Raw genomic sequence first — 19950 nt, 5'->3', positions numbered from 1 at the left:
CGCGAGACCGGAGCGAGCGCCGAAACGCCAGCTCTGGCCGACGCGCCGACGCTTAGTCCTGCGGCCAGATTTCGCGGCTTGCCGCTCTTACTGCCTGCGCCGATTCGAGCGCGAGGCAGTCCTCGGCGCGCTGACGGCACAGTTGGTAATCGAGATTGCGCACGCGCGCCTTGATGCCGGGCACCGACACCGGATCGACCGACAACTCGGTGACGCCGAGGCCGACGAGCAGGGGCGCCGCAACCGGATCGCCACCGAGCGCGCCGCACACGCCGACCCATTTGCCGTGCTTCTCCGCGCCTTGCACCGCCGCCTTGATGAGGCGCAGCACGGCGGGATGCAGGCCATCGGACTGCGCGGCGAGATCGGGCTGGCAGCGGTCCATCGCGAGCGTGTACTGGGTGAGATCGTTGGTGCCGATCGAAAGGAAATCCGCGTGCTTCGCGAGTTGATCCGCGAGCAGCGCCGCCGACGGCACTTCGATCATCACGCCCACTTCGATCGGCTCGGTGCGGCCGGCTTCGCGCGCCAGTTCGTCGATGCGCGCGCGCAAGCGCTGCAGTTCGCCGGCATCCGTCACCATCGGCAGAAGAATGCGCACTGCACCGAGCGGCTTCACGGCGAGCAAGCCGCGCAACTGGTCGTCGAGCAGATCGGGGCGCACCTGGGCGAGGCGGATGCCGCGCAGACCGAGCGCCGGGTTTTCTTCGGGCGGCAGCGTCAGATAGTCGACTTCCTTGTCCGCGCCGACATCGAGCGTGCGAATGATCGCGGTGCGGCCAGCCAGCGCATCGACGATGCCCTGATAGCTTTGCGCGTGCTCCACGACCGTCGGCGCCGACTGGCGATGGATGAACAGCAGTTCGGTGCGCAACAGGCCGACTGCATCCGCGCCGTTTTCGACGGCGGCCTTCGCGTCGTCGAGCGTCGCGATATTCGCGGCGACTTCGATATGCCGGCCGTCCTTCGTCGACGCGGTTTGCTGCGAAAGCTTGCGATTCGCCTCACGCACGCCCGCGAGCCGATCGCGTTCGTTGCGCGCACGTTCGACGTCGAGCGCGGTCGGCGCATGCTCGACGCGTCCCGCCGATGCGTCCACGACCACTTGGGTGCCTTCGGGAATCGCGTGCAGCGCATCGCCTATGGCGACGAGCGCCGGAATGCCGATCTGCCGCGCGATGATCGCCGCGTGCGAGGTCGCGCCGCCACGCGCCATGACGAGCGCGGTGACGCGCGTGCGGTCGATCGAAGACAGATCGGACGGCGTAAATTCCGTGGCCGCGAGCACGGTCTCTTCGGGCAGTTCGCGCGCCGCCGTGTGGTTCAGACCGAGCGCGCGCAGCACGCGTTTTTCGATGTCGCGAAGATCGGCGGCGCGCTCGGCGAGCAGGTCGTCCTTCACGTTCGAGAGCAGCGCGATCTGCGCGCGGATCGCCTCGCGCCACGCGAAGCCCGCGCTTTTACCGAGGCTGATCAGATCGCGCGCGGCATCGACGAGCGTCGGATCTTCGAGCAGCACGCGATGCACCGCGAAAATGCCCGCTTCGCCGACCGCGCCGCGCTGCGACGCAGTGCGCACGGTTTCGCCGAGTTCGGCATCGACCTGAGCGATGGCTTTGTCGAGCGCACGGCTTTCCGCCGCCGACGAGCCGCCCGCCTGTTCGGGCGGCACAATTTCCTGATCGTCCCAGCGCACGAGCTTGCCGACCGCGATGCCTGGCGCGGCGCACACGCCGGCGAGCGTGTTCGGCGGCAGCGGCTCGCCCGATCCGGCCTTGGCGAACGGCGCGGGCGACTTCGCACGCGCGGGCGTCTCTTCGACTTCGCCTTGCGCCGCGCGCAGCAATTCAGCGGCGACCGCTTCGATGGCCTGTTGCGCCTGCCCGCCGATGGCGACCAGTTCGATGGTCGCGCCCTCGCCCGCCCCGAGACCGAGCAGACCGACGACGCTTTCAACCGGCGCCTTCCGGCCTTCGTAGCGCACTTCGACCTTCGCGTCGAAACCGCGCGCCGCTTCGCGCGCCCGTGCAGCCGGACGCGCGTGCAGACCGCCCGCGTGCGCCAGCGTCAGGCTGCGGCGCGCCTCTTCCAGCACGACGGCGCCCGCGCGTGCCGAATCGGCTTTCGCGCCTTGCTTCGCGCGCAGCACCAGCATGCGGGAGCCCGCCTTCAGCATGCCGCGGCCGGCGCGATCGATGACGTCGAAGGCATCGCCGTTCGCGACCGCGATCACCGAGACGAGGCTCGGCGCGTGCTGCGCGACGAAGTCCGTATCGAACTCGATGAGCGGATCGCCCGCGCGCACCGTCGCGCCCTGCTCGACCTTCGGCGTGAAACCCTTGCCGCTCAGCTCGACCGTGTCGATGCCGATATGCACGAGAATCTCCGCGCCCTCTTTCGTGCGCACCGTCACCGCGTGATGCGTGCGCGCCAGATGCGTGATCGTGCCGTCGCAGGGCGAGACGAGCACGTTATCGAGCGGATCGATGCCGATGCCGTCGCCGAACATGCCCTCGGCGAATACGGGGTCCGGCACGTCGGCGAGCGGCACGACGGGACCGGTGAACGGCGCGAGCAACACGACGTCGTTCGGGTTATCGATGGAATGGTTCAACAGTGACTCCTCGGCACGGCGCATCGGCTATCTCGCTCAATGGGTTTCGGTGACCTTGTTCAGGTGGCGCGGCGCGTCGGGATTGCGCCCGCGCGCGGCGGCCAGACCCGCGGCCATCACGTAGAAAGAAAGGATCGCGGCGATCGGATCGAGCGCGGGGTGATCAGTGGCGACGAGCTGCAGCTCCGCGTCCGCGACATCCGGGGGTGCGGCGAGCAGGACGCGCGCGCCGCGAGCGCGCATATCGGCGGCAAGCTGGATGAGACCCGCCTGTTCCGGCCCACGCGGCGCGAATACGAGCAGGGGATAGTCGCGGTCGATGATTTCCATCGGACCGTGGCGCACTTCCGCGCTGGAAAATGCTTCGGCCTGGATGCCCGACGTTTCCTTCAGCTTGAGCGCGGCCTCCTGCGCGATCGCGAGGCCGAGACCGCGGCCGATCACGATCATGCGATCGACGTCCTTCAGTTCGGACACGGCGCGCGTCCAGTCGAGCTTGCCCGCGGCACGCAGCGCGTCGGGCAGCGATTTCAGCGCGTTCAGCAATTCGATGTCGCGCTGAACGTGCGCGATCACGATCGCCGACAGCGACAGCATCGCGATATAGCTTTTGGTCGCGGCGACCGAAAGCTCGGGGCCGGCGAGCAGCGGCAGGAAATATTCGCACGCGCTTTCGAGCGGCGAACCAGTGACGTTGACGGCGGCGACGGTGAACGCGCCCGCATCGCGCAGCGCCTGCATCGTGCCGACGAGATCGGGGCTCTTGCCCGATTGCGAGAACGCAACGGCGAGTTGTCCGGAGACGCGCAGCGGCGCTTGCTGAAGGGTCGCGACGGACATCGGCAGCGATGCGACCGGCACGCCGATGCGGCTCATCGTCAGGCTTGCGAAGTAACTGGCGGCGTGATCGGAACTGCCGCGCGCGACTGTCAGCGCGACATGGCGCGGCTGCTCGGCGAGCTTGACCGCGAGCTCTTCGATGCGCGAGGTATCGGCGAGCTGGGCCGCGACGACGTCGGCGGACTCCAGCGCCTCGTTAAGCATATTCGACAATTGATTCTCCTTCGACATACGTGGCTGTCAGCGCGTGTTCCCGGTCGAGCACGACGAGATCGGCCCATGCGCCGCGCGCGATGCGACCGCGGTCTTCGAGTCCGAGATAGTCGGCGGGGAAACGCGACAGGCGATTCGAAACGTCCGCGAGCGGAATGCCCAGCGAGACGAGATTGCGCAGCGCCTGATCCATCGTCAGGGTGCTGCCGGCGAGCGTGCCGTCCGCGAGACGCACGCCGCCCATGCATTTGGTGACGTGCTGGCTGCCGAGCCGATATTCGCCGTCCGGCATGCCCGCCGCCGACGTGCTGTCGGTCACGACATAGAGACGCGGGATCGCACGCATCGCGGCGCGAATGGCGCCCGGATGCACGTGCAGCAGATCGGGAATGAGCTCGGCGTATTCGGCATGCGCGAGCGCCGCGCCGACCATGCCGGGATCGCGGTGATGCAGCGGCGACATCGCGTTGAACAAGTGCGTGAAGCCGCGCGCGCCGTGCTTGAGCGCGTTGACGGCGTCGTCGTAGGTGCCGAGCGAATGCCCGAGCTGCACGCGCACGCCGCGCGCGGACAGATCGGAAATGATGTCCAGATGGCCCGAGATTTCCGGCGCGATCGTGACCACGCGGATGGGCGCGAGCTCGAGATACTTGAGCACTTCGTCGCGCACCGCGACCGCGGCGGCGTCCGGCTGCGCACCGAGCTTGCCGGGATTGATGTACGGGCCTTCCAGATGCACGCCCAGCATGCGAGCGCCGCCCGCGGCGCGGTGCTTCGCCTGTTCGCCGAGACCCGCGACGACTTCCATGAGTTCGTCGCGCGGCGCGGTCATCGTGGTGGCGAGCAGGCTCGTCGTGCCGTGCTGCGCGTGCTGGCGCGCTACGGTGTCCGCCGCGTCGCCGCCTTCCATGATGTCGCGCCCGCCGCCGCCGTGCACGTGCAGGTCGATGAAGCCGGGCAGGATGTACGGCGCGTCGTTGGCGAGCGGATCGGCGATATGGCCTTCGAGCGCCGTCACGCGGCCGTTCTCGACGCGGATCGCACCGTGGATCCAGCCGTCGGTCGTGAGTATGTTTCCTTTCAGCATGAAGTTCTCTGGAAGTACGCGATGCATGAATGAGGTTCAGTGCCGTCCGCGCCGTGCTGCGAGCAGGCTTTCGTCGCGAAAGAAGCGAACGGCTTCCTTGGGTCCTCTCGTTCTCTTGTTTGCTCTCTCGATGCGTCTCGGGTCATGCGCGTCTGTGCCGACGCTTATCGATGCAGTTCGGCGACGAAGTCGTAGTAATCGTCGCGACAGTAGGTGTCCGTCAACTCGATCGCGCGCTGATCGGCCGAATAGCCGATGCGCGTAATTACCAGTAATGCGGCTCGCGGCGCCACGCCCATCAACCGGGCGATTTCCGCGCCCGCGTTCACCGCGCGAAAGTGCTGCAAAGCACGCACCACCGACAACCCGCGCTCCTCCAGATGCCGATACAGCGACGCGCCGATCGCGAGCGGGTCCGGCACCACGGCGACGGGCAAGGTCGAATGCTCGACTGCCATCACGGTGCCGTCCGCGCGCCGCAGCCGTCTGAGGCTCGCAACCGATGCACCCGGCGACAAACCCAGACGCACGGTTTCGTCGCGATTCGCTGCCCGCAGTCCGCGATCTAGCCAGACCGAATCCGGCGTGAAGCCGCGTTGTTCCATCTTTCGGGTGAAACCGGTGAGCCGTGAAAGCGGATCTTCGACCCGCGGCGTGATGAAACTGCCCGCCCCGCGCACGCGCCGGATCAAGCCTTGCTCGACGAGCAGCGCAATCGCCTTTCTCGCCGTGATACGCGACACGCCGACGCCCTCCGACAACGTGCGCTCCGAAGGCAGCGCCTCGCCGGCCGCCCAATTGCCGGCGTGAATCGCCTTGGCGAGACGCGATGCCAACTGTAGATAGAGCGGCGTATCGCTCTGCGCGTCCGGCGTCAAGTCCTGCCAGCGATGCTGCATCGGACGCTCTCACGTGCTGAAGTGGAGCCCATTATATAACCAACATAATACCAGTCAACGGTAGATCATTGACGTAGGTCAGGTATATATTTCACCAATAAATCAATGAGTTATAAGAACCTATGTGGGCAAGATGACGCCTAACCTGCTATCAGGACTTACCCCTATTCGCAGTCCAGTTGATGAACTGGTTGCTTAATTGCCCGATAACCCATTTTTCGGGCATTTTCGTATTCGCACGGTCGTGCTTCTTTGGCACAATGCTCGCATTAGTTCGGATTCACAATTAATTCGAACAATATCGATGAGAGACCGACGCGATGCGCTGTTCTGATCCGAGCCGGGCCGTCGAAGCGGTGCGCCGCTTCAACCGCTTCTATGCGCGCCATACCGGCGCGCTCCACGAGCGGCTGCATAAAAGCAGCTTTTCACTGACTGAAGTACGCATCCTGCACGAGCTTGCGCAAGCGCGGGCCACCACGGCTGCCGACTTGTCGCGCAACCTCGGGCTGGATACGGGCTATCTGAGCAGGCTGATCAACAACTTTCAGAAGCTCGGACTCGTCGCGCGACGAAAAAACGAGCTGGATGGCCGTGCGCATCTACTGCGCATCACGCCCGAGGCGAAAGCCCGGGTCGACGAGATCGATCTGCACGTCTCCGCCGAAACCGCTTCGCTGCTCAAGCGGCTGACCATGGCCGAGATCGATCAGCTGTGCACTGCTATGGCGGACGTCGAGCGGCTGCTTTCGCCGGCGAGCGTCGAAGGAGAAACCCGGCTCCGCGTGCCCCGCGCCGGAGACTTCGGCTGGATGATCGAGCGCCAGGCTCATCTCTATTCCGGCGAGCGGCCGAAGCTCTTCAGCGAGGCGCGCACGGCAAAGACGGTCGCGCGTTTTCTCGGCGAGATGCAGGCGAACACCCCGCGCATCGCTTGCTGGGTAGCGGAACAAGGCAACGCCATGCGCGTGGGCGCGGCTCTGCTTTCTGCTGAGTCCGAAAATCAGGCACGCATCGAACTGCTCTTCGTCGAGCCGGGCGCGCGGCGGCGCGGGATCGGCGAGCGCCTCGTCGCGGCATGCACGAACTTCGCGCACGGCGCTCGCTACGATCAGGTGATCTGCCGCCTGGATGAACCGCACGAAGAGCTTTGCGCGCTGTTCATGCGAACCGGTTTTACGGCGCTGCCGGAAGGACCCAAGGGAATCGTGTGGCAACGGGAACTGCAGCCTAGCTTCGTCGACTGAGCCGCGGTGCGAACAAAAACGGCGTCCCGCGGGACGCCGTTGCATATCGACTTCGCAATCGCCCTTAGAACGACGGCACGACCGAGCCTTTGAACTCGCTCTTGAGGAACTGGCGCACGTCTTCGGACTGGTAAGCCGCGACCAGCTTCTTCACCCACGGCTGGTCCTTGTCTTTCGCGCGCACCGCGATCAGGTTCGCGTACGGGCTATGCACGTCCTCGAGCGCGATCGCGTCCTTCGTCGGCTGCAGACCCGCCGCGAGCGCGAAGTTCGTGTTGATCGCTGCGGCATCGACGTCGGCGAGCGTGCGCGGCAGTTGCGCGGCATCGAGCTCCGCGAGCTTGACCTTCTTCGGATTCTCCGCAACGTCGAGCGCCGTCGCATTGTTGCCGTTCGTGCCAGCGCCCGCCTTTAGCTTGATCACGCCTTGCGATTGCAGCAGCAGAAGCGCGCGATTCTCGTTCGACGGATCGTTCGGCACCGCGACCTTCGCGCCTTGCGGCAGGTCCTTCAGCGACTTCAGCTTCTTCGAATAGACGCCGAGCGGCGAGATATACGTCAGCCCCGCGTTGACGATCTTGTAGCCGCGCTGCTTGATCTGGCTGTCGAGATACGGCTGATGCTGAAAGCTGTTCGCATCGAGATCGCCGGCGTCGAGCGCTGCGTTCGGCTGAACGTAATCGTTGAACTCGATCACCTTCACGTTGAGCCCTTCGCGTTTCGCGACTTTTTGCACGACTTGCCAGATCTGCGCGTCGGGGCCGCTGATGGTGCCGACCTTGATCGCCTTGTCATCGGCGTGCGCGGCGAGGCTCGTGAACAACGCGGCGGACGCTGCGACGACGGTAATGGCTTTGAGCAAATTTCTGCCCTGCATGGTGTTCCTGTTTCGATGATGCGTTCTTGCTGGATTGCCTGATTCGTCCCGGGCGAGCTATTCAAACCGGGTGACGGATGTTCGCACAGCAATGGTGCGATTTGAAATACAGAATGCTCATGTGAATATCCCTTGCGGCAGGGTGCGGATAGAATCGTCGCAGCATGTCACGAACTCTCGCGCCGGAGGCACGCATCATCATGTACGTCATTAATCTGCGATACACAGGCGCGCTCGCCGAGATCGACGATGCCCTCGAAGCACATCGCGTCTACCTCGAACGTTATTTCGCGGCGGGCATCTTCGTCATCGCGGGGCCGAAAGTGCCGCGCGACGGCGGCGTCATTCTGGCGTCGGGGATCGAGCGCGATCGGCTCGATGCGATCATCGCGGAAGATCCGTTCGCGCAACAAGGGCTCGCGCATTACGACATCGCCGAATTCAAGGCGACGCGGCTCGCGCCCGGCTTGAATCTGCCCGAACCGTCTTCGGACGGCTGAAAAGCGAAGTGGCCCGCATGGGCCACTTTCGCAATCAGTCCACCAACAGCTTCAGGTCGTGAACCCATGGCTCGACGCCCTGACCGTCGCGTGCGAAGAGGCGCAGCTTGCCGTCCTTGTCGAACACGTAGCTCGCGGCGGTGTGATCCATCGTGTAGTCGTCGGGCGTCTTGCCCTGCGACTTCGCGTAGTACACGCGGAAGTCCTTCGCGACTTGTGCGAGTTGCGCATCGTTCGCCGGACGCAAACCTATATACGACGAGTTGAACGCAGCCACATATTGACCGAGCAGATCGGGCGTGTCGCGCGCCGGATCGACGGTGACCATCAGCACCTGCACGTCCTTCGATTTGTCGCCGAGCTGCTGCATGGCTTGTGAAAGTTCGGCGAGCGTCGTCGGGCATACGTCCGGGCAATGCGTATAGCCGAAGAACAGCACGACCGCCTTGCCTTTGAAATCGGCGAGCGTGCGCGTCTTGCCGTGCGTGTCGGGCAAGCTGAAATCGGCGCCGAATTGCTTGTTGCCGGTGATATCGAGATTCTTGAAATCGGGCGCTTTATCGCACGCCGACAGCAGCGCCGCAAAAAAGAGCAGCGCGAATACGCGACGAAGAAGGACAATCATGCGCCAATCACCGTGCGTACGTAATGATCGACGAGCAACGCGCCGAACAGCAGCGACAGATACACGATCGAATAACGGAAAGTCTTGCGCGCGAGCGCATCCGAATAGTCGCGGTACATCTTCCACGCATAGCCGATGAAACCCGCGCCGAGCGCAATCGCGCTCGCGAGATACACGACGCCGCTCATGCCGGAGATATAAGGCATCAGCGTAACCGCGAACAGCACGAGCGTGTAGAGGAAGATGTTGAGCAGCGTGTACTTCTCGCCGTGCGTGATGGGGAGCATCGGCAGGCCGGCGTTCTCGTAGTCCTTGCGGCGATACAGCGCGAGCGCCCAGAAATGCGGCGGCGTCCACACGAAGATGATCAGCACGAGAATCCAGGCGTCGCCGGGCACCGTGCCCGTCACCGCGGCCCAGCCGAGCGCGGGCGGCATTGCGCCGGACGCGCCGCCGATCACGATGTTCTGCGGCGTATAGGGCTTGAGCAGCAGCGTGTAGATGACCGCATAGCCGACGAACGTGGCGATGGTGAGCCACATCGTGAGCGAATTGGTGAATGTATAGAGCGTCCACATGCCGATGCCGCCGAGCACTGCGGAGAACGTGAGGATCTGTGCCGGCGTGATCTGCCCGCGTGCCGACGGACGCCATGCGGTGCGACGCATCTTCGCATCGACTTTTTGCTCGACGAGACAATTGATTGCAAATGCCGCGCCGGCCAGCAACCAGATGCCGACAGCACCGCCGATCAGCTTGTCCCACGGCACCATGCCGGGCGTGGACAGGAACATGCCGATGACGGCACAAAACACGGCGAGCTGCGTGACGCGCGGCTTGGTCAGCGCGAGATATTGCGACGCGCGGCTGCCGAGTGGGGAGTGTAGTGTCGTGCTATCCATGATGTGGAGTCACGCTGAAACGACGTCGCGCGCGGGAACTGCGGCGCGGCCGGGACGGCTGGAAGAGATTCGAAAGTTTAGCATAACGAGTAGCAGCAACAGGATCGCGGCCCCGCCGTTGTGCGCCACCGCGACCGGCAACGGCCATTGCAGCACGACGTTGGACATGCCCGTCAGGAACTGGACGACGATCATCAACAATACGCCGTTTGCGGGCTTTCGCAGAGATTCGAAACGTCGCAGTCGCAGTGCGAGCCAGAGCAGATAGAGCACGACCACCACCGCGAACGTGCGATGCGTCCAGTGAATCGCAACGAGCGCGTCCTGCGAGATCACGTCGCCGTCGCCGGTCATGCCGAGCGCGCGCCACAGATGGAAACCGTGCTCGAAGTTCATCGGTGGAACCCATTGGCCGTTGCACAGCGGGAAGTCGGTGCAAGCCAGCACTGCGTAGTTCGTGCTGACCCAGCCGCCGAGCGCGATCTGCACCACGAGAAGCAGCAGCCCGAATGCCGCGGCGGGCATCCAGCGCGCGGCGGCCGAATCGAGCGATGGAATCGGCGTCATGCGCGCCGCGAGCCAGCCGAGCACGCCGAGCAGCGCGAGGCCGAGCAGCAAGTGCGTCGTGACGATCACCGGTTGCAGCTTGAGCGTGACGGTCCACGCGCCGAACGCGCCTTGCAGCAGGATGAGCAGCAGAATGCCGGTCGGCCACCATGGCGACACATGCAACGGACGCTTCTTGATGCGCGCGGTCCACGCAATGATCACCTGCGCGATGATCAGCACGCCGATCGCCATCGCGAAGTAACGATGCAGCATCTCGATCCACGCCTTCACCATGCTGACGGGGCCGGTCGGCATCGCCTGATATGCGGCTGAAATCTGCGCGTGCGCGATGAACGGCGACGACGTGCCGTAGCAGCCGGGCCAATCGGGGCAGCCGAGGCCGGAATCGGTCAGGCGAGTGAAGCCGCCGAACATGATGAGGTCGAGCGTCAGGAACGTCGTCAGCCAGACGAGCTTTCTGAATTTGTCGTCATCGGCCTTCACCCAGACATACGAGAGCGGCAGCAGCGCGATGCAGATGCCGATCAGACCCAGTTGCAGTAAAAACATGCTCTCTTACCTTCAGCCCGCTTGTTAACCGATGCGCGACCACTTCAGAAGCTTCGCCAGATCCGCGTTGATTTTCTTCGGATCGGGATTCTTCGGGAAGCGCATCATCAAATTGCCATTCGGATCGACGAGAAAAATGTGATCCGTGAGTTTCGTACCGTCGTCGACAGGCAGCCACGCCGCAAGCGACTTTTCGTCCGCGACGAGCATGCGCGTGTCCGGTTGCGGATACGCGGTCTTGATGACGTCGGCGACCGGTTTGTCATCGGTGCGTAGCCAGACGTTCACGACGCGTTCGCGCTCGCCCGATTGCAGCGCGCGCACCTGGCGCATGAAATAGAGGCGCGTCGCGCATTGCTCGTCGCAGTCGCTGCCGTTGACCGTGATCATCAGCCATTTGCCTTCGAGCGACTTGAACGGCAGGCTCTGCCCTTTTTCATCGGTGACGACGAGTTGCGCCGGAATCGGCCGCTGCGGGTCGATCAGCGCGCCGTAACTCGACGTGCCGCCCGCCGGCTTGAACACGTAGTACATCAGATAGGACGCGATCACCGGCGCGGCGCACACCAGCGCGAGCAGCAGGAGCATCCAGCGGCCGCTGATCCAGGAACCCTTCCCGGCCCTTCGTTGTGGCATGCGCAGCTTGTCGCCGGCGGTGGGGCGTTGTGATTGCATCGGTGAAAACTTGTCTCTGTTCGGTCGATTGTCAGGCGTGGTGCTCGGCTTCGTCGTCGCGCTCGTCGAGCCTGTCGCTCTTTTTCGCGGCGCGCCGCGCGGCATACAGGCCGAACGCGATGGCCGCGGCCGCCATGCCCCACCACTGGAGCATGTAGCCGTAATTGCGTTCGACGCCGAGCGTCGGCGCGGGCCAGTCGCGCACGAGTTTGTCGCCGGTATCGTTCGTCTGCTGGATCACGAACGGCTGGAAGGCGAGCCCGGTTTCGGCCGCATACGTCGTGATATCCAGGTTCTGGCGAATTTCCTTGTGCGCCGCCGATCCGCCGCTGCCCAGCTCGAACGCCTGCGACGCATTCGCGCGCGCGATGCCCCGCACCTCGACGACGCCCTTCGGCGTTTCATACGGCTCGATGCCCGTGCGGTCCGCCAGGTTGCGCGGCAGCCATCCGCGATTGACGAGCACATAGCCGCCGCCCTCGAGTTTAAGCGGCATCACGACATAAAAGCCGGGCTGGTCGTTATACGGACGATTGTCCAGATACACGACGCGCTCCGGCAGAAACTCGCCGCGCGCCTCGACGCGATGGAATTCGATCGACTTGAGCGGCATCGGCTCGACGCCGACTTCCCGCGCGGGTGCGTTCTCGAACGCGACGATCTGCGCGTTGAGCGCTTCCTTCTGATGCGCGCGATCGCGTTGCCAGAAGCCGAGCCGCACGGTCACCGCAACGACGATCAGAATCAGGAGCGCAGGCCAGAACCGGATCTTCATGCTGCGCGCCTTAACGCCGGCATCCGGTCGGGCGCCGCACGGTGCGATTCGTCGAGTGAGATAATGAGACGATCCAAATTCATACTGCTCGCTGTGGTTCCTGAGCAAAAACGCTGGCTGTTTTCATGCACATCATCGTTGCTATCGCATTCATTCTGATCATCGGCAGCCTCGGTTCGGCGCTCTACTTCATGATGACCGACCGGGGCAGGACGAAGCGGATGGTCTGGTCGCTCGCCGCGCGCGTCGGGCTGTCCATCTCGCTTTTCCTGTTCATTCTGTTCGCGCACTGGATGGGCTGGATTCAGTCGTCGGGCATTCCCATCGGACGATAACCCACTGCGCGGGCGCTGCCCTACGAGACGTATTGTCGCGCCGCGGCACCAAATCGCGCGCCTCGAAACGACAACGCCGCCCCTTGAGACATCGAGGGCGGCGTGTTGATCACTGCTTCTATGCTCTCGGACCGGCGTCGCCGCCGGCCTTGCATCGCGGACGGCGCACCGCGCGCGCCCGCTTCGATATTCCACTTACAGCCAGTAGACGACGACGTACAGCCCCAGCCACACGACATCGACGAAGTGCCAGTACCACGCCGCGCCCTCGAATGCGAAGTGATGCTCCGCCGAGAAGTGGCCGCGGATCAGCCGGAACATCACGACGGCGAGCATCGTGCCGCCGAGGAACACGTGGAAACCGTGAAAGCCGGTCAGCAGGAAGAACGTCGAGCCGTACACGCCGGAATTGAGCGTCAGGTTCAGCTCGTTGTAGGCGTGGAAATACTCGTAGCCCTGGCAGAACAGAAAGATCAGACCGAGCAGCACGGTCGCGCCGAGCCAGATGATCGCTTTCTTGCGATGATCTTCACGCAGCGCGTGGTGCGCCACCGTCAGCGTCGCGCCGGAGGACAGCAGCAGCGCCGTGTTGATGGTCGGCAGGGGCCACGGCACCATCGCGCGGAAATGCGGCACGAGCGCGGCGGGACCGTTGTTCGGCCACACTGCGGTGAAGTCGGGCCAAATGAGCTTGTAGTCGAGGCTGCCGAGCTCATGCATCGCGATTGCGCGGGCGTAGAACAGCGCGCCGAAGAACGCCGCGAAGAACATGACTTCGGAGAAGATGAACCAGCTCATGCTCCAGCGATACGACACGTCGACGCGCTTGCCGTACATGCCGCCTTCGGATTCGGAGATCGCGTCGCCGAACCAGTGCCACAGCACGAACAACACGAACAGCAAGCCGATGAACGTGCCGGCAGGCCCGAAGCTATGGCCGTTCACCCACGACGCCAGCGAGGCCAGCATGATCAGCAAGCCAGTTGCAGCCATCACCGGATGCCGCGACGGATGAGGCACGAAATAGTACGGGCTCTCGTTTTGACCGCTCATTGTTGATTCTCCACTTCGATCCAGTTGCTTGAATTTTCTTTCGACGCCGATGCTCTCGACGTTCCGTCTATCCCACCACCGCGCGCACGACCAGCAACAACACGACGATGAACAGCACCGCTCCGATGATGCCCGCCGCGATCAGATGCAGCGGGTTCAACTGCGCCGCATCGCTTTCCAGGTCGGCCCGGCGGCGCACGCCGAAGAACGACCAGAACACAGCCTTCACGAGCTTGAGGAACCCGGCCTTGTTCGGCGTGTCCGCGCTCATGGTGTCATGAACCCTTCGCCACCGACTTCGGCGCGTTCAATTCGAAGAACGTGTACGACAGCGTGATCGTCTTCACATCCTTCGGCAGCTTCGGATCGACGACGAACACTACCGGCATGCGCTTCGTCTCGTTCGGCGCGAGCGTCTGCTGCGTAAAACAGAAGCATTCGATCTTCTTGAAGTACTCGGTGGCCTGCTTCGGCGCGTAGCTCGGGATCGCTTGCGCGTTCACCGTGCGATTCTGCTGGTTGGTCACGTCGTACATCACGGTCATGACTTCGCCGGGGTGAATATCCAGCGTGTTCTGCTCGGGCTTGAAGCGCAGCGGGCCGCGCGCGTTCGCGTCGAACTCGATCGAGATCGTGCGCGTCATGTCGACCTGCGTATTCTTCGCCTCGCGCGCGCCCACATCCTTCTGCACGAGGTTGTTGATGCCGGTGATCTGGCAGATCGCGCGGTACATCGGCACGAGCGCGAAGCCGAAGCCGAACATCAGCGCGGCCACGACGAAGAGCTTCACCAGCATCGACCGGTTGAAGGACCGGTCGACATGCGAATTTTCCTGCTGAGTGGACACGTTGCTTTCCTACCCTCGCGACAACAAGTATTGCCTGACGACGATACCCAGAAAGAAGACGGCGGCAACCAACATCATGATGATTCCGAGCCGCTTGTTGCCCGCGCGGATTTCCTCGGGCGTGCGTCTTTTTTGTGGATTCGGGGCCATGCTTTCCTGATTTTTCATTCGCGGGGCACGTTCAACGATGCCCCGCGAACCGGACTAACTATTTATTCGACCGTCGGCGGATGCTCGAACGTATGGAACGGCGCCGGGCTCGGCACGGTCCATTCGAGGCCTTCTGCACCATCCCACGGCTTGTCGCTCGCCTTCTCGAGTTCGCCGCCGCCGCGATACGTGGGCAGCGCGACCGCGAACAGGAAGTACACCTGCGCGAGGCCGAAGCCGAACGCACCGATTGTCGCGACCTGGTTGAAGTCCGTGAACTGCGCCGGGTAATCCGCATAGCGGCGCGGCATGCCGGCGAGACCCAGGAAGTGCATCGGGAAGAACGTGATGTTGAAGAAGATCATCGACGCCCAGAAGTGGATCTTTCCGCGCATCTCGTTGTACATCCAGCCGGTCCACTTCGGCGACCAGTAGTACCAACCCGCGAACAGCGCGAAGAGCGAACCCGCCACCAGCACGTAGTGGAAGTGCGCCACCACGTAATACGTGCCGTGCATCTGGATGTCGAGCGGCGCCATCGACAGGATCAGGCCCGTGAAGCCACCCATCGTGAACACGAACAGGAAGCCGATCGCGAAGAGCATCGGCGTCTCGAAGGAGAGCGCGCCGCGCCACATCGTCGCCACCCAGTTGAACACTTTCACGCCTGTCGGCACCGCGATTAGCATCGTCGCGTACATGAAGAACAACTGGCCCGTCACCGGCATGCCGGTCGCGAACATGTGGTGCGCCCACACCATGAACGACAGAATCGCGATCGATGCGGTGGCGTACACCATCGAGCTGTAGCCGAACAGCGGCTTGCGCGAGAACGCCGGAATCACCTGCGACACGATCCCGAACGCCGGCAAGATCATGATGTACACCTCGGGGTGCCCGAAGAACCAGAAGATGTGCTGGTACATCACCGGATCGCCGCCGCCCGCCGCGTTGAAGAACGACGTGCCGAAGTGACGGTCGAACAGCACCATCGTGATCGCGCCGGCGAGAACCGGCATCACGGCGATCAGCAGATACGCGGTGATGAGCCACGTCCACGCGAACATCGGCATCTTCATGAGCGTCATGCCGGGCGCGCGCATGTTCAGGATCGTCACGACGATGTTGATGCCGCCCATGATCGACGACGCCCCCATGATGTGGACCGCGAAAATCGCGAAGTCCATGCCCGGGCCCATCTGCGTGGAGAGCGGCGCGTAGAGCGTCCAGCCCGCGGCGGTTGCGCCGCCCGGCACGAAGAACGAGCCGACGAGCAGGACCGCGGCGGCCGGCAGGAGCCAGAAGCTGAAGTTGTTCATCCGCGCGAACGCCATGTCCGATGCGCCGATCTGCAGCGGCACCATCCAGTTCGCGAAACCGACGAACGCCGGCATGATCGCGCCGAACACCATGATGAGGCCGTGCATGGTGGTCAGCTGATTGAAGAACTCGGGGCGCATGATCTGCAGGCCCGGTTCGAAAAGCTCGGCACGGATGCCGAGCGCCATCACGCCCCCCGAGAGGAACATGATGAAGGAGAACAACAGGTACAGCGTACCGATGTCCTTGTGGTTAGTAGCGAAGAGCCACCGGCGCCAGCCATGCGGCGTCTCGTGCGCATGGTCGTGCGCGTGGTCGTGACCTGCGCCTACATCGTGTCCGATGCTAGACATGACAATCATCTCCTAAAGCGAATACTCGGGGCACTTGGCAATGACGCGTGGCTTTCCGTTGCTGTTGGGCGAAGGAAAGCGGCACGCTCGGCACGTCAAGCAGCCGGACTGATTTCCACGCGACGGGCTTCCTTGTTATCGGCGCCGCCCGTGATGGTTTCCGGTTTCTTCAACACAATGCGGTCTTCCGACACGCCCGCTGCCTTCAGCGCGTCGCGCACGGCTTGCGCGCGGCGCTTGGCGAGATCGGCGTTCAGATCGGCGCCGCCGGTGGCGTCGGTGAAGCCGGACAGCGCGATCTTCGCGTCCGGATGCGCCTTTGCGTAGGCCGCGGCGGTGTCCACCGCGCTTTTCGCGTCGGTGGGCAGCGTGTCCTTGCCCGTCTCGAAGTAGATGCTCGCGGGCAGGCCAGCAGCTTGCGACGCTTGCGCGCCCGATACCGCCGGCGCACTCGCTTCGGCTGCCGCGGGCGCGGCGCTCGCCGCCTCAGGCGCCGATGCCGCCGCCGCAGTGCCGCCGCCTTGCGGCATCTTGCCCGCCTTGGCGTCGATCACCTGCTTCGGCTGAAGAAGGTCGCCCGTGTGATTGCCCCAGTTATTGCGCTCGAACGTGACGACCGATGCGATCTCGACATCGTTCAGCACGCCTTGCCACGGCGGCATCGCGCCCTTGCCGTGCAACACGATATTCAGATGGTCGGCGATCGAGCCGTTCGCGATCTTGGAGCCGTCGAGCGCCGGGAACTGACCCGCGCCCTTGCCGGTCGGCTGGTGGCAGACCGCGCAGTTCGACGTGTAAACCTGCTGGCCGCGCGTCTTCAGCTCTTCCATCGTGTAGGTCTTGAGGGGATCGTCGGCGCCGGCGGCCATCTTCTTCTTTTGCGCGTCGACCCACTTCGCGTAGTCGTCAGCCGACAGCACTTCGACCACCACCGGCATGTACGCGTGCTCCTTGCCGCACAGTTCCGTACAGAAGCCGCGGTACGTGCCAACCTTCTCGGCCTTGAACCAGGTATCGCGCACGAAGCCGGGAATCGCATCTTGCTTCACGCCGAACGCCGGCACGTACCACGAGTGCACGACATCGTTCGCCGTGGTGATGATGCGGATCTTCTTGTCGACCGGCACCACGAGCGGGTTGTCGACTTCCTGCAGATAGAGCGTCGAGATCGGCTTCTGGCCGTTCGTCTCGCTGCGCGGCGTGGAGAGCGTCGAGAGGAAGTTGATGCCCTCGCCCGGACCCTTCACGTAGTCGTAGCCCCACTTCCACTGATACCCCGTGACCTTGACGGTGAGGTCGGCGTTGGAGGTGTCCTTCATCGCGACGACGGCCTTCGTTGCCGGCAGCGCCATCAGAATGACGATGATGAACGGCACGATCGTCCAGATGATTTCGACCGTGGTGCTTTCGTGGAAGTTGGCCGGCTTGAAGCCTTTCGACTTGCGATGCTTGAAGAGCGAATAGAACATCACTCCGAACACGCCGATGAAAATGACGGTGCAGATGATGAGCATGAAGATATGGAGGCCGTAGAGCTCCTCGGCGATCTTCGTCACAGGCTGCTGGAAGTTGATCTCGTTGACAGCGGGACCGCCTGGACTGTTTTCGACCGCCAGGGCAGCGCCGGCGGTAAGCAGCGCGCCTGCCGCCAGCACGCCCGAGAGGGCTCGCTTGATTGTTTTCATAGCATCCTTACCCAAATTTTCCATTCAAACCCTCGACCCCCGTGACATCGCGCGCCTGCCGGTTCCCCTCAAAGGCGTCTCAGCGACGCCTGCAACTCGGCAGCAAATTGTTTGCGACGATGCTGTGCAAGGTGTTGTCCGATTTTCACCGATTGACCGCGCGATACGATCGTGAGCGGCTCTCTCGGCGTCGCGCCCGCTTCGACCCGCACCCAGCGCGGGTTGAACTCGAACTGCGTCAGCTCTTCGGCGTTCATCTGTTCGATCAACAACCGGTTTTGATACAGCCGGATCCGCTCATAGTCGACGGCATGGCGCGCGTAAATCACGAACGCGATGCCCACGACCGCCAGTTCGACTCCGGTGAACGGCAGCACCAGCCAGGCGCCATTCAGGAACAGCGGCGTTGCGATGGCCAGCGAAAACAACGCAAGCGACAAATAGAAGCCCACGAACTGACGCGGCGACACCGAGCAGTTTCGCTTCATCAGCCAGTCTTTGATGACCGGCTCGGACTCCGTCAGCGTATGGCTGGCTTGCATCGCTGCCTCCATCAATCCGCATGCAATCACATACTTTTGCTCGGATTTCGCCCAAATTTGTGACAGACCAGGCGACAAACTGACGCATTATAGGCGTCTTAAGTGGCATCCACAAGCAAGGGTCGTAACGTCGCAAAGCCAAGCGCCACAAGCTTCTGCGCCCTTTTGACGCACCTTTTTGCGCGCTTTTTTCGCGCAAATTTCAGACATAACGACGGCCCTATTTACCGATTCAACGTTTCGGTTTCGAGCCTCTTCCGATATCTTCCAGACGCACGATGCCGTGTCCTTCGGCCGTCATGCGCGGCACCGCTTTCCATGCGTGGCCGTAGATCACTTCGAAGGTCAGTGGGATGGTGCCGTCGTCGCGGCGCAGCGCTTCGAGCGCCTGATTCACCGCGCCGCGCACGGCTTTCGAATCCGCGGGGCCTGGGTCGAACGCGCGCTCGAACGGATAGGCGCCCCAGCGCGTCACGTCGGCGAAGAGCGTCTCGGGCGATTTGTATGTAATGGTCAGGACTTCCTGATCCATCACCGGAATTTCGAAGCCGCTTTCCACGAGCATGTCACCGAGATCGTGCATGTCGACGAAATCGATCGTGTGCGGTTGAGGATCGAGGCCGAGCGTGCGCTCGGCTTCGCGATACGCGGCTCTGAGTTCGCGCAACGTGTCCGGGCCGAATGTGCTGAACATCAGCAGGCCGTTCACCTTGAGCACGCGCTGCCATTCGGGCAAAACGACATCCGGACGCGGATGCCAATGCAATGCGAGGTTCGACCACAGCAATTCGAACGCGCCCGATGCGAACGGCAGCTCGGCAAAATCGGCCTGCGCGAGTTGCGGGCCGCGCGCGCCGAACGCCTTCGCGAGCGTCGATGGAAGAAAGCGGCGCCAGCCCGCGCCGTTGTCGGCGTCCGTGGCTTCGGCGGCAAGGGCGCGCGCGAGCATTGCGGACGAAATGTCGACACCGGTTACCGAAGCCTCTGCAAAGCGCTCCCGCAGACCGCCCAAATCCGCCCCGACGCCGCACGCCGCGTCGAGGACGCGCACCGGCGCGACCTTGATGTATTCGAGACGCTCGCGCATGCGCTGCGCGATTTCGCGCGGCAGGAATGCGACGTCGTCGAAGGCGGCGGCGCGGCCGTCGAAGATCGCGCGCAAACGGCGCGGATCATAGGCCGAACGGCTGGTTTCAGGGGATGTCGGGGACATGTCGATCTTTTTGCGGAGAGTGCGAAGTATACTCGGTCGTCTCGAAAACAACCCGTGCGAAGTGCTGATACGAGGCAT

Annotated in this window: 21 protein-coding genes; 3 read left to right on the top strand and 18 right to left on the bottom strand. The window is 63.4% G+C overall.

The window, feature by feature from the left end; translation table 11 throughout:
- Positions 1–52: 52 nt before the first annotated feature.
- From ptsP to NCS28_RS01015, 4 genes are all read right to left on the bottom strand, one after another.
- Positions 53–2638: a phosphoenolpyruvate--protein phosphotransferase gene (gene ptsP, locus NCS28_RS01030; RefSeq protein ID WP_250512026.1), complete on the bottom strand. Its 2586-nt coding sequence runs from the start codon at positions 2636–2638 to the stop codon at positions 53–55.
- Between the two features lie 12 nt (positions 2639–2650).
- A complete protein-coding gene (locus NCS28_RS01025) occupies positions 2651–3658 on the bottom strand; it encodes an SIS domain-containing protein (protein ID WP_250512146.1) in 1008 nt (335 codons plus the stop codon).
- Positions 3651–4754 carry an N-acetylglucosamine-6-phosphate deacetylase gene (gene nagA / locus NCS28_RS01020; protein ID WP_250512025.1) on the bottom strand — a complete coding sequence of 368 codons (1104 nt, stop codon included), beginning with the start codon at positions 4752–4754 and terminating at the stop codon, positions 3651–3653. Before nagA ends, NCS28_RS01025 begins: the two co-directional genes overlap by 8 nt.
- Before the next feature lie 164 nt (positions 4755–4918).
- The gene (locus NCS28_RS01015) at positions 4919–5653 is read right to left on the bottom strand and encodes a GntR family transcriptional regulator (RefSeq protein ID WP_250512024.1); all 735 of its coding nucleotides are present in this window, start codon (positions 5651–5653) and stop codon (positions 4919–4921) included.
- Positions 5654–5973: 320 nt separating this feature from the next.
- On the opposite strand from NCS28_RS01015, the gene NCS28_RS01010 reads away from it, so the two are divergent.
- A complete protein-coding gene (locus tag NCS28_RS01010; protein ID WP_250512023.1) occupies positions 5974–6900 on the top strand; it encodes a bifunctional helix-turn-helix transcriptional regulator/GNAT family N-acetyltransferase in 927 nt (308 codons plus the stop codon).
- 64 nt (positions 6901–6964) lie between these two features.
- Here the strand turns inward: NCS28_RS01010 and NCS28_RS01005 are convergent, their stop codons facing one another.
- Complete coding sequence (locus tag NCS28_RS01005) at positions 6965–7777, bottom strand: MetQ/NlpA family ABC transporter substrate-binding protein (RefSeq protein WP_250512022.1); 813 nt, start codon at positions 7775–7777, stop codon at positions 6965–6967.
- 200 nt (positions 7778–7977) lie between these two features.
- Between NCS28_RS01005 and NCS28_RS01000 the strand changes: the two genes are divergently transcribed.
- Positions 7978–8277, top strand: coding sequence for a YciI family protein (locus tag NCS28_RS01000; protein ID WP_250512145.1), 300 nt, complete (start codon positions 7978–7980; stop codon positions 8275–8277).
- 34 nt (positions 8278–8311) lie between these two features.
- Here NCS28_RS01000 and NCS28_RS00995 read toward each other — a convergent pair whose 3' ends face one another.
- From NCS28_RS00995 to NCS28_RS00975, 5 genes are read right to left on the bottom strand one after another with little or no spacing between them, the layout of a single operon-like run.
- Entirely contained in the window at positions 8312–8902 is a 591-nt protein-coding gene (locus NCS28_RS00995; RefSeq protein ID WP_250512021.1) for an SCO family protein, read from the bottom strand.
- Entirely contained in the window at positions 8899–9804 is a 906-nt protein-coding gene (gene cyoE / locus NCS28_RS00990; protein ID WP_250512020.1) for a heme o synthase, read from the bottom strand. The genes NCS28_RS00995 and cyoE overlap by 4 nt, the downstream gene beginning before the upstream one ends.
- Positions 9805–9813: 9 nt before the next feature.
- Positions 9814–10923: a COX15/CtaA family protein gene (locus NCS28_RS00985; RefSeq protein WP_250512019.1), complete on the bottom strand. Its 1110-nt coding sequence runs from the start codon at positions 10921–10923 to the stop codon at positions 9814–9816.
- A gap of 24 nt (positions 10924–10947) precedes the next feature.
- Positions 10948–11598, bottom strand: a complete 651-nt coding sequence (locus NCS28_RS00980) for an SCO family protein (protein WP_250512018.1) — start codon at positions 11596–11598, stop codon at positions 10948–10950.
- A 31-nt stretch (positions 11599–11629) separates the two neighbouring features.
- Positions 11630–12373, bottom strand: coding sequence for an SURF1 family protein (locus NCS28_RS00975; RefSeq protein ID WP_250512017.1), 744 nt, complete (start codon positions 12371–12373; stop codon positions 11630–11632).
- Between the two features lie 125 nt (positions 12374–12498).
- Between NCS28_RS00975 and NCS28_RS00970 the strand changes: the two genes are divergently transcribed.
- Complete coding sequence (locus NCS28_RS00970) at positions 12499–12708, top strand: twin transmembrane helix small protein (RefSeq protein ID WP_061116867.1); 210 nt, start codon at positions 12499–12501, stop codon at positions 12706–12708.
- A gap of 195 nt (positions 12709–12903) precedes the next feature.
- Here the strand turns inward: NCS28_RS00970 and NCS28_RS00965 are convergent, their stop codons facing one another.
- From NCS28_RS00965 to NCS28_RS00930, 8 genes are all read right to left on the bottom strand, one after another.
- Positions 12904–13761 carry a cytochrome c oxidase subunit 3 gene (locus tag NCS28_RS00965; RefSeq protein ID WP_250476230.1) on the bottom strand — a complete coding sequence of 286 codons (858 nt, stop codon included), beginning with the start codon at positions 13759–13761 and terminating at the stop codon, positions 12904–12906.
- A 67-nt stretch (positions 13762–13828) separates the two neighbouring features.
- Positions 13829–14032 (bottom strand): DUF2970 domain-containing protein, encoded by a 204-nt coding sequence (locus NCS28_RS00960; protein WP_250512016.1) that lies wholly within the window; start codon positions 14030–14032, stop codon positions 13829–13831.
- Positions 14033–14036: 4 nt separating this feature from the next.
- On the bottom strand, positions 14037–14609 hold the full coding sequence (locus NCS28_RS00955; protein ID WP_250512015.1) for a cytochrome c oxidase assembly protein: 573 nt from the start codon (positions 14607–14609) through the stop codon (positions 14037–14039).
- A gap of 9 nt (positions 14610–14618) precedes the next feature.
- Positions 14619–14759: a cytochrome oxidase small assembly protein gene (locus NCS28_RS00950; protein WP_250512144.1), complete on the bottom strand. Its 141-nt coding sequence runs from the start codon at positions 14757–14759 to the stop codon at positions 14619–14621.
- A 62-nt stretch (positions 14760–14821) separates the two neighbouring features.
- On the bottom strand, positions 14822–16432 hold the full coding sequence (gene ctaD / locus NCS28_RS00945) for a cytochrome c oxidase subunit I (protein ID WP_250512014.1): 1611 nt from the start codon (positions 16430–16432) through the stop codon (positions 14822–14824).
- 95 nt (positions 16433–16527) lie between these two features.
- A complete protein-coding gene (gene coxB / locus NCS28_RS00940) occupies positions 16528–18141 on the bottom strand; it encodes a cytochrome c oxidase subunit II (RefSeq protein ID WP_250512013.1) in 1614 nt (537 codons plus the stop codon).
- A 44-nt stretch (positions 18142–18185) separates the two neighbouring features.
- Positions 18186–18659: a DUF2244 domain-containing protein gene (locus NCS28_RS00935; RefSeq protein WP_250512143.1), complete on the bottom strand. Its 474-nt coding sequence runs from the start codon at positions 18657–18659 to the stop codon at positions 18186–18188.
- Positions 18660–18891: 232 nt separating this feature from the next.
- Complete coding sequence (locus tag NCS28_RS00930; RefSeq protein ID WP_250512012.1) at positions 18892–19872, bottom strand: methyltransferase domain-containing protein; 981 nt, start codon at positions 19870–19872, stop codon at positions 18892–18894.
- Positions 19873–19950 lie beyond the last annotated feature (78 nt).

The sequence above is a fragment of the Caballeronia sp. INDeC2 genome, assembly GCF_023631325.1.
Lineage (GTDB): Bacteria > Pseudomonadota > Gammaproteobacteria > Burkholderiales > Burkholderiaceae > Caballeronia.
Note: the sequence above shows the minus strand (reverse complement) of the source record. Positions and strands in the feature narration are given on the sequence as shown.

Excerpts from the sequence above, each read along its gene's own strand:
- ptsP (WP_250512026.1), bottom strand. The coding sequence starts at position 2,638 with ATGCGCCGTGCCGAGGAGTCACTGTTGAACCATTCCATCGATAACCCG.
- NCS28_RS01025 (WP_250512146.1), bottom strand. The coding sequence starts at position 3,658 with ATGCTTAACGAGGCGCTGGAGTCCGCCGACGTCGTCGCGGCCCAGCTC.
- nagA (WP_250512025.1), bottom strand. The coding sequence starts at position 4,754 with ATGCTGAAAGGAAACATACTCACGACCGACGGCTGGATCCACGGTGCG.
- NCS28_RS01015 (WP_250512024.1), bottom strand. The coding sequence starts at position 5,653 with ATGCAGCATCGCTGGCAGGACTTGACGCCGGACGCGCAGAGCGATACG.
- NCS28_RS01010 (WP_250512023.1), top strand. The coding sequence starts at position 5,974 with ATGCGCTGTTCTGATCCGAGCCGGGCCGTCGAAGCGGTGCGCCGCTTC.
- NCS28_RS01005 (WP_250512022.1), bottom strand. The coding sequence starts at position 7,777 with ATGCAGGGCAGAAATTTGCTCAAAGCCATTACCGTCGTCGCAGCGTCC.
- NCS28_RS01000 (WP_250512145.1), top strand. The coding sequence starts at position 7,978 with ATGTACGTCATTAATCTGCGATACACAGGCGCGCTCGCCGAGATCGAC.
- NCS28_RS00995 (WP_250512021.1), bottom strand. The coding sequence starts at position 8,902 with ATGATTGTCCTTCTTCGTCGCGTATTCGCGCTGCTCTTTTTTGCGGCG.
- cyoE (WP_250512020.1), bottom strand. The coding sequence starts at position 9,804 with ATGGATAGCACGACACTACACTCCCCACTCGGCAGCCGCGCGTCGCAA.
- NCS28_RS00985 (WP_250512019.1), bottom strand. The coding sequence starts at position 10,923 with ATGTTTTTACTGCAACTGGGTCTGATCGGCATCTGCATCGCGCTGCTG.
- NCS28_RS00980 (WP_250512018.1), bottom strand. The coding sequence starts at position 11,598 with ATGCAATCACAACGCCCCACCGCCGGCGACAAGCTGCGCATGCCACAA.
- NCS28_RS00975 (WP_250512017.1), bottom strand. The coding sequence starts at position 12,373 with ATGAAGATCCGGTTCTGGCCTGCGCTCCTGATTCTGATCGTCGTTGCG.
- NCS28_RS00970 (WP_061116867.1), top strand. The coding sequence starts at position 12,499 with ATGCACATCATCGTTGCTATCGCATTCATTCTGATCATCGGCAGCCTC.
- NCS28_RS00965 (WP_250476230.1), bottom strand. The coding sequence starts at position 13,761 with ATGAGCGGTCAAAACGAGAGCCCGTACTATTTCGTGCCTCATCCGTCG.
- NCS28_RS00960 (WP_250512016.1), bottom strand. The coding sequence starts at position 14,032 with ATGAGCGCGGACACGCCGAACAAGGCCGGGTTCCTCAAGCTCGTGAAG.
- NCS28_RS00950 (WP_250512144.1), bottom strand. The coding sequence starts at position 14,759 with ATGGCCCCGAATCCACAAAAAAGACGCACGCCCGAGGAAATCCGCGCG.
- ctaD (WP_250512014.1), bottom strand. The coding sequence starts at position 16,432 with ATGTCTAGCATCGGACACGATGTAGGCGCAGGTCACGACCACGCGCAC.
- coxB (WP_250512013.1), bottom strand. The coding sequence starts at position 18,141 with ATGGAAAATTTGGGTAAGGATGCTATGAAAACAATCAAGCGAGCCCTC.
- NCS28_RS00935 (WP_250512143.1), bottom strand. The coding sequence starts at position 18,659 with ATGCAAGCCAGCCATACGCTGACGGAGTCCGAGCCGGTCATCAAAGAC.
- NCS28_RS00930 (WP_250512012.1), bottom strand. The coding sequence starts at position 19,872 with ATGTCCCCGACATCCCCTGAAACCAGCCGTTCGGCCTATGATCCGCGC.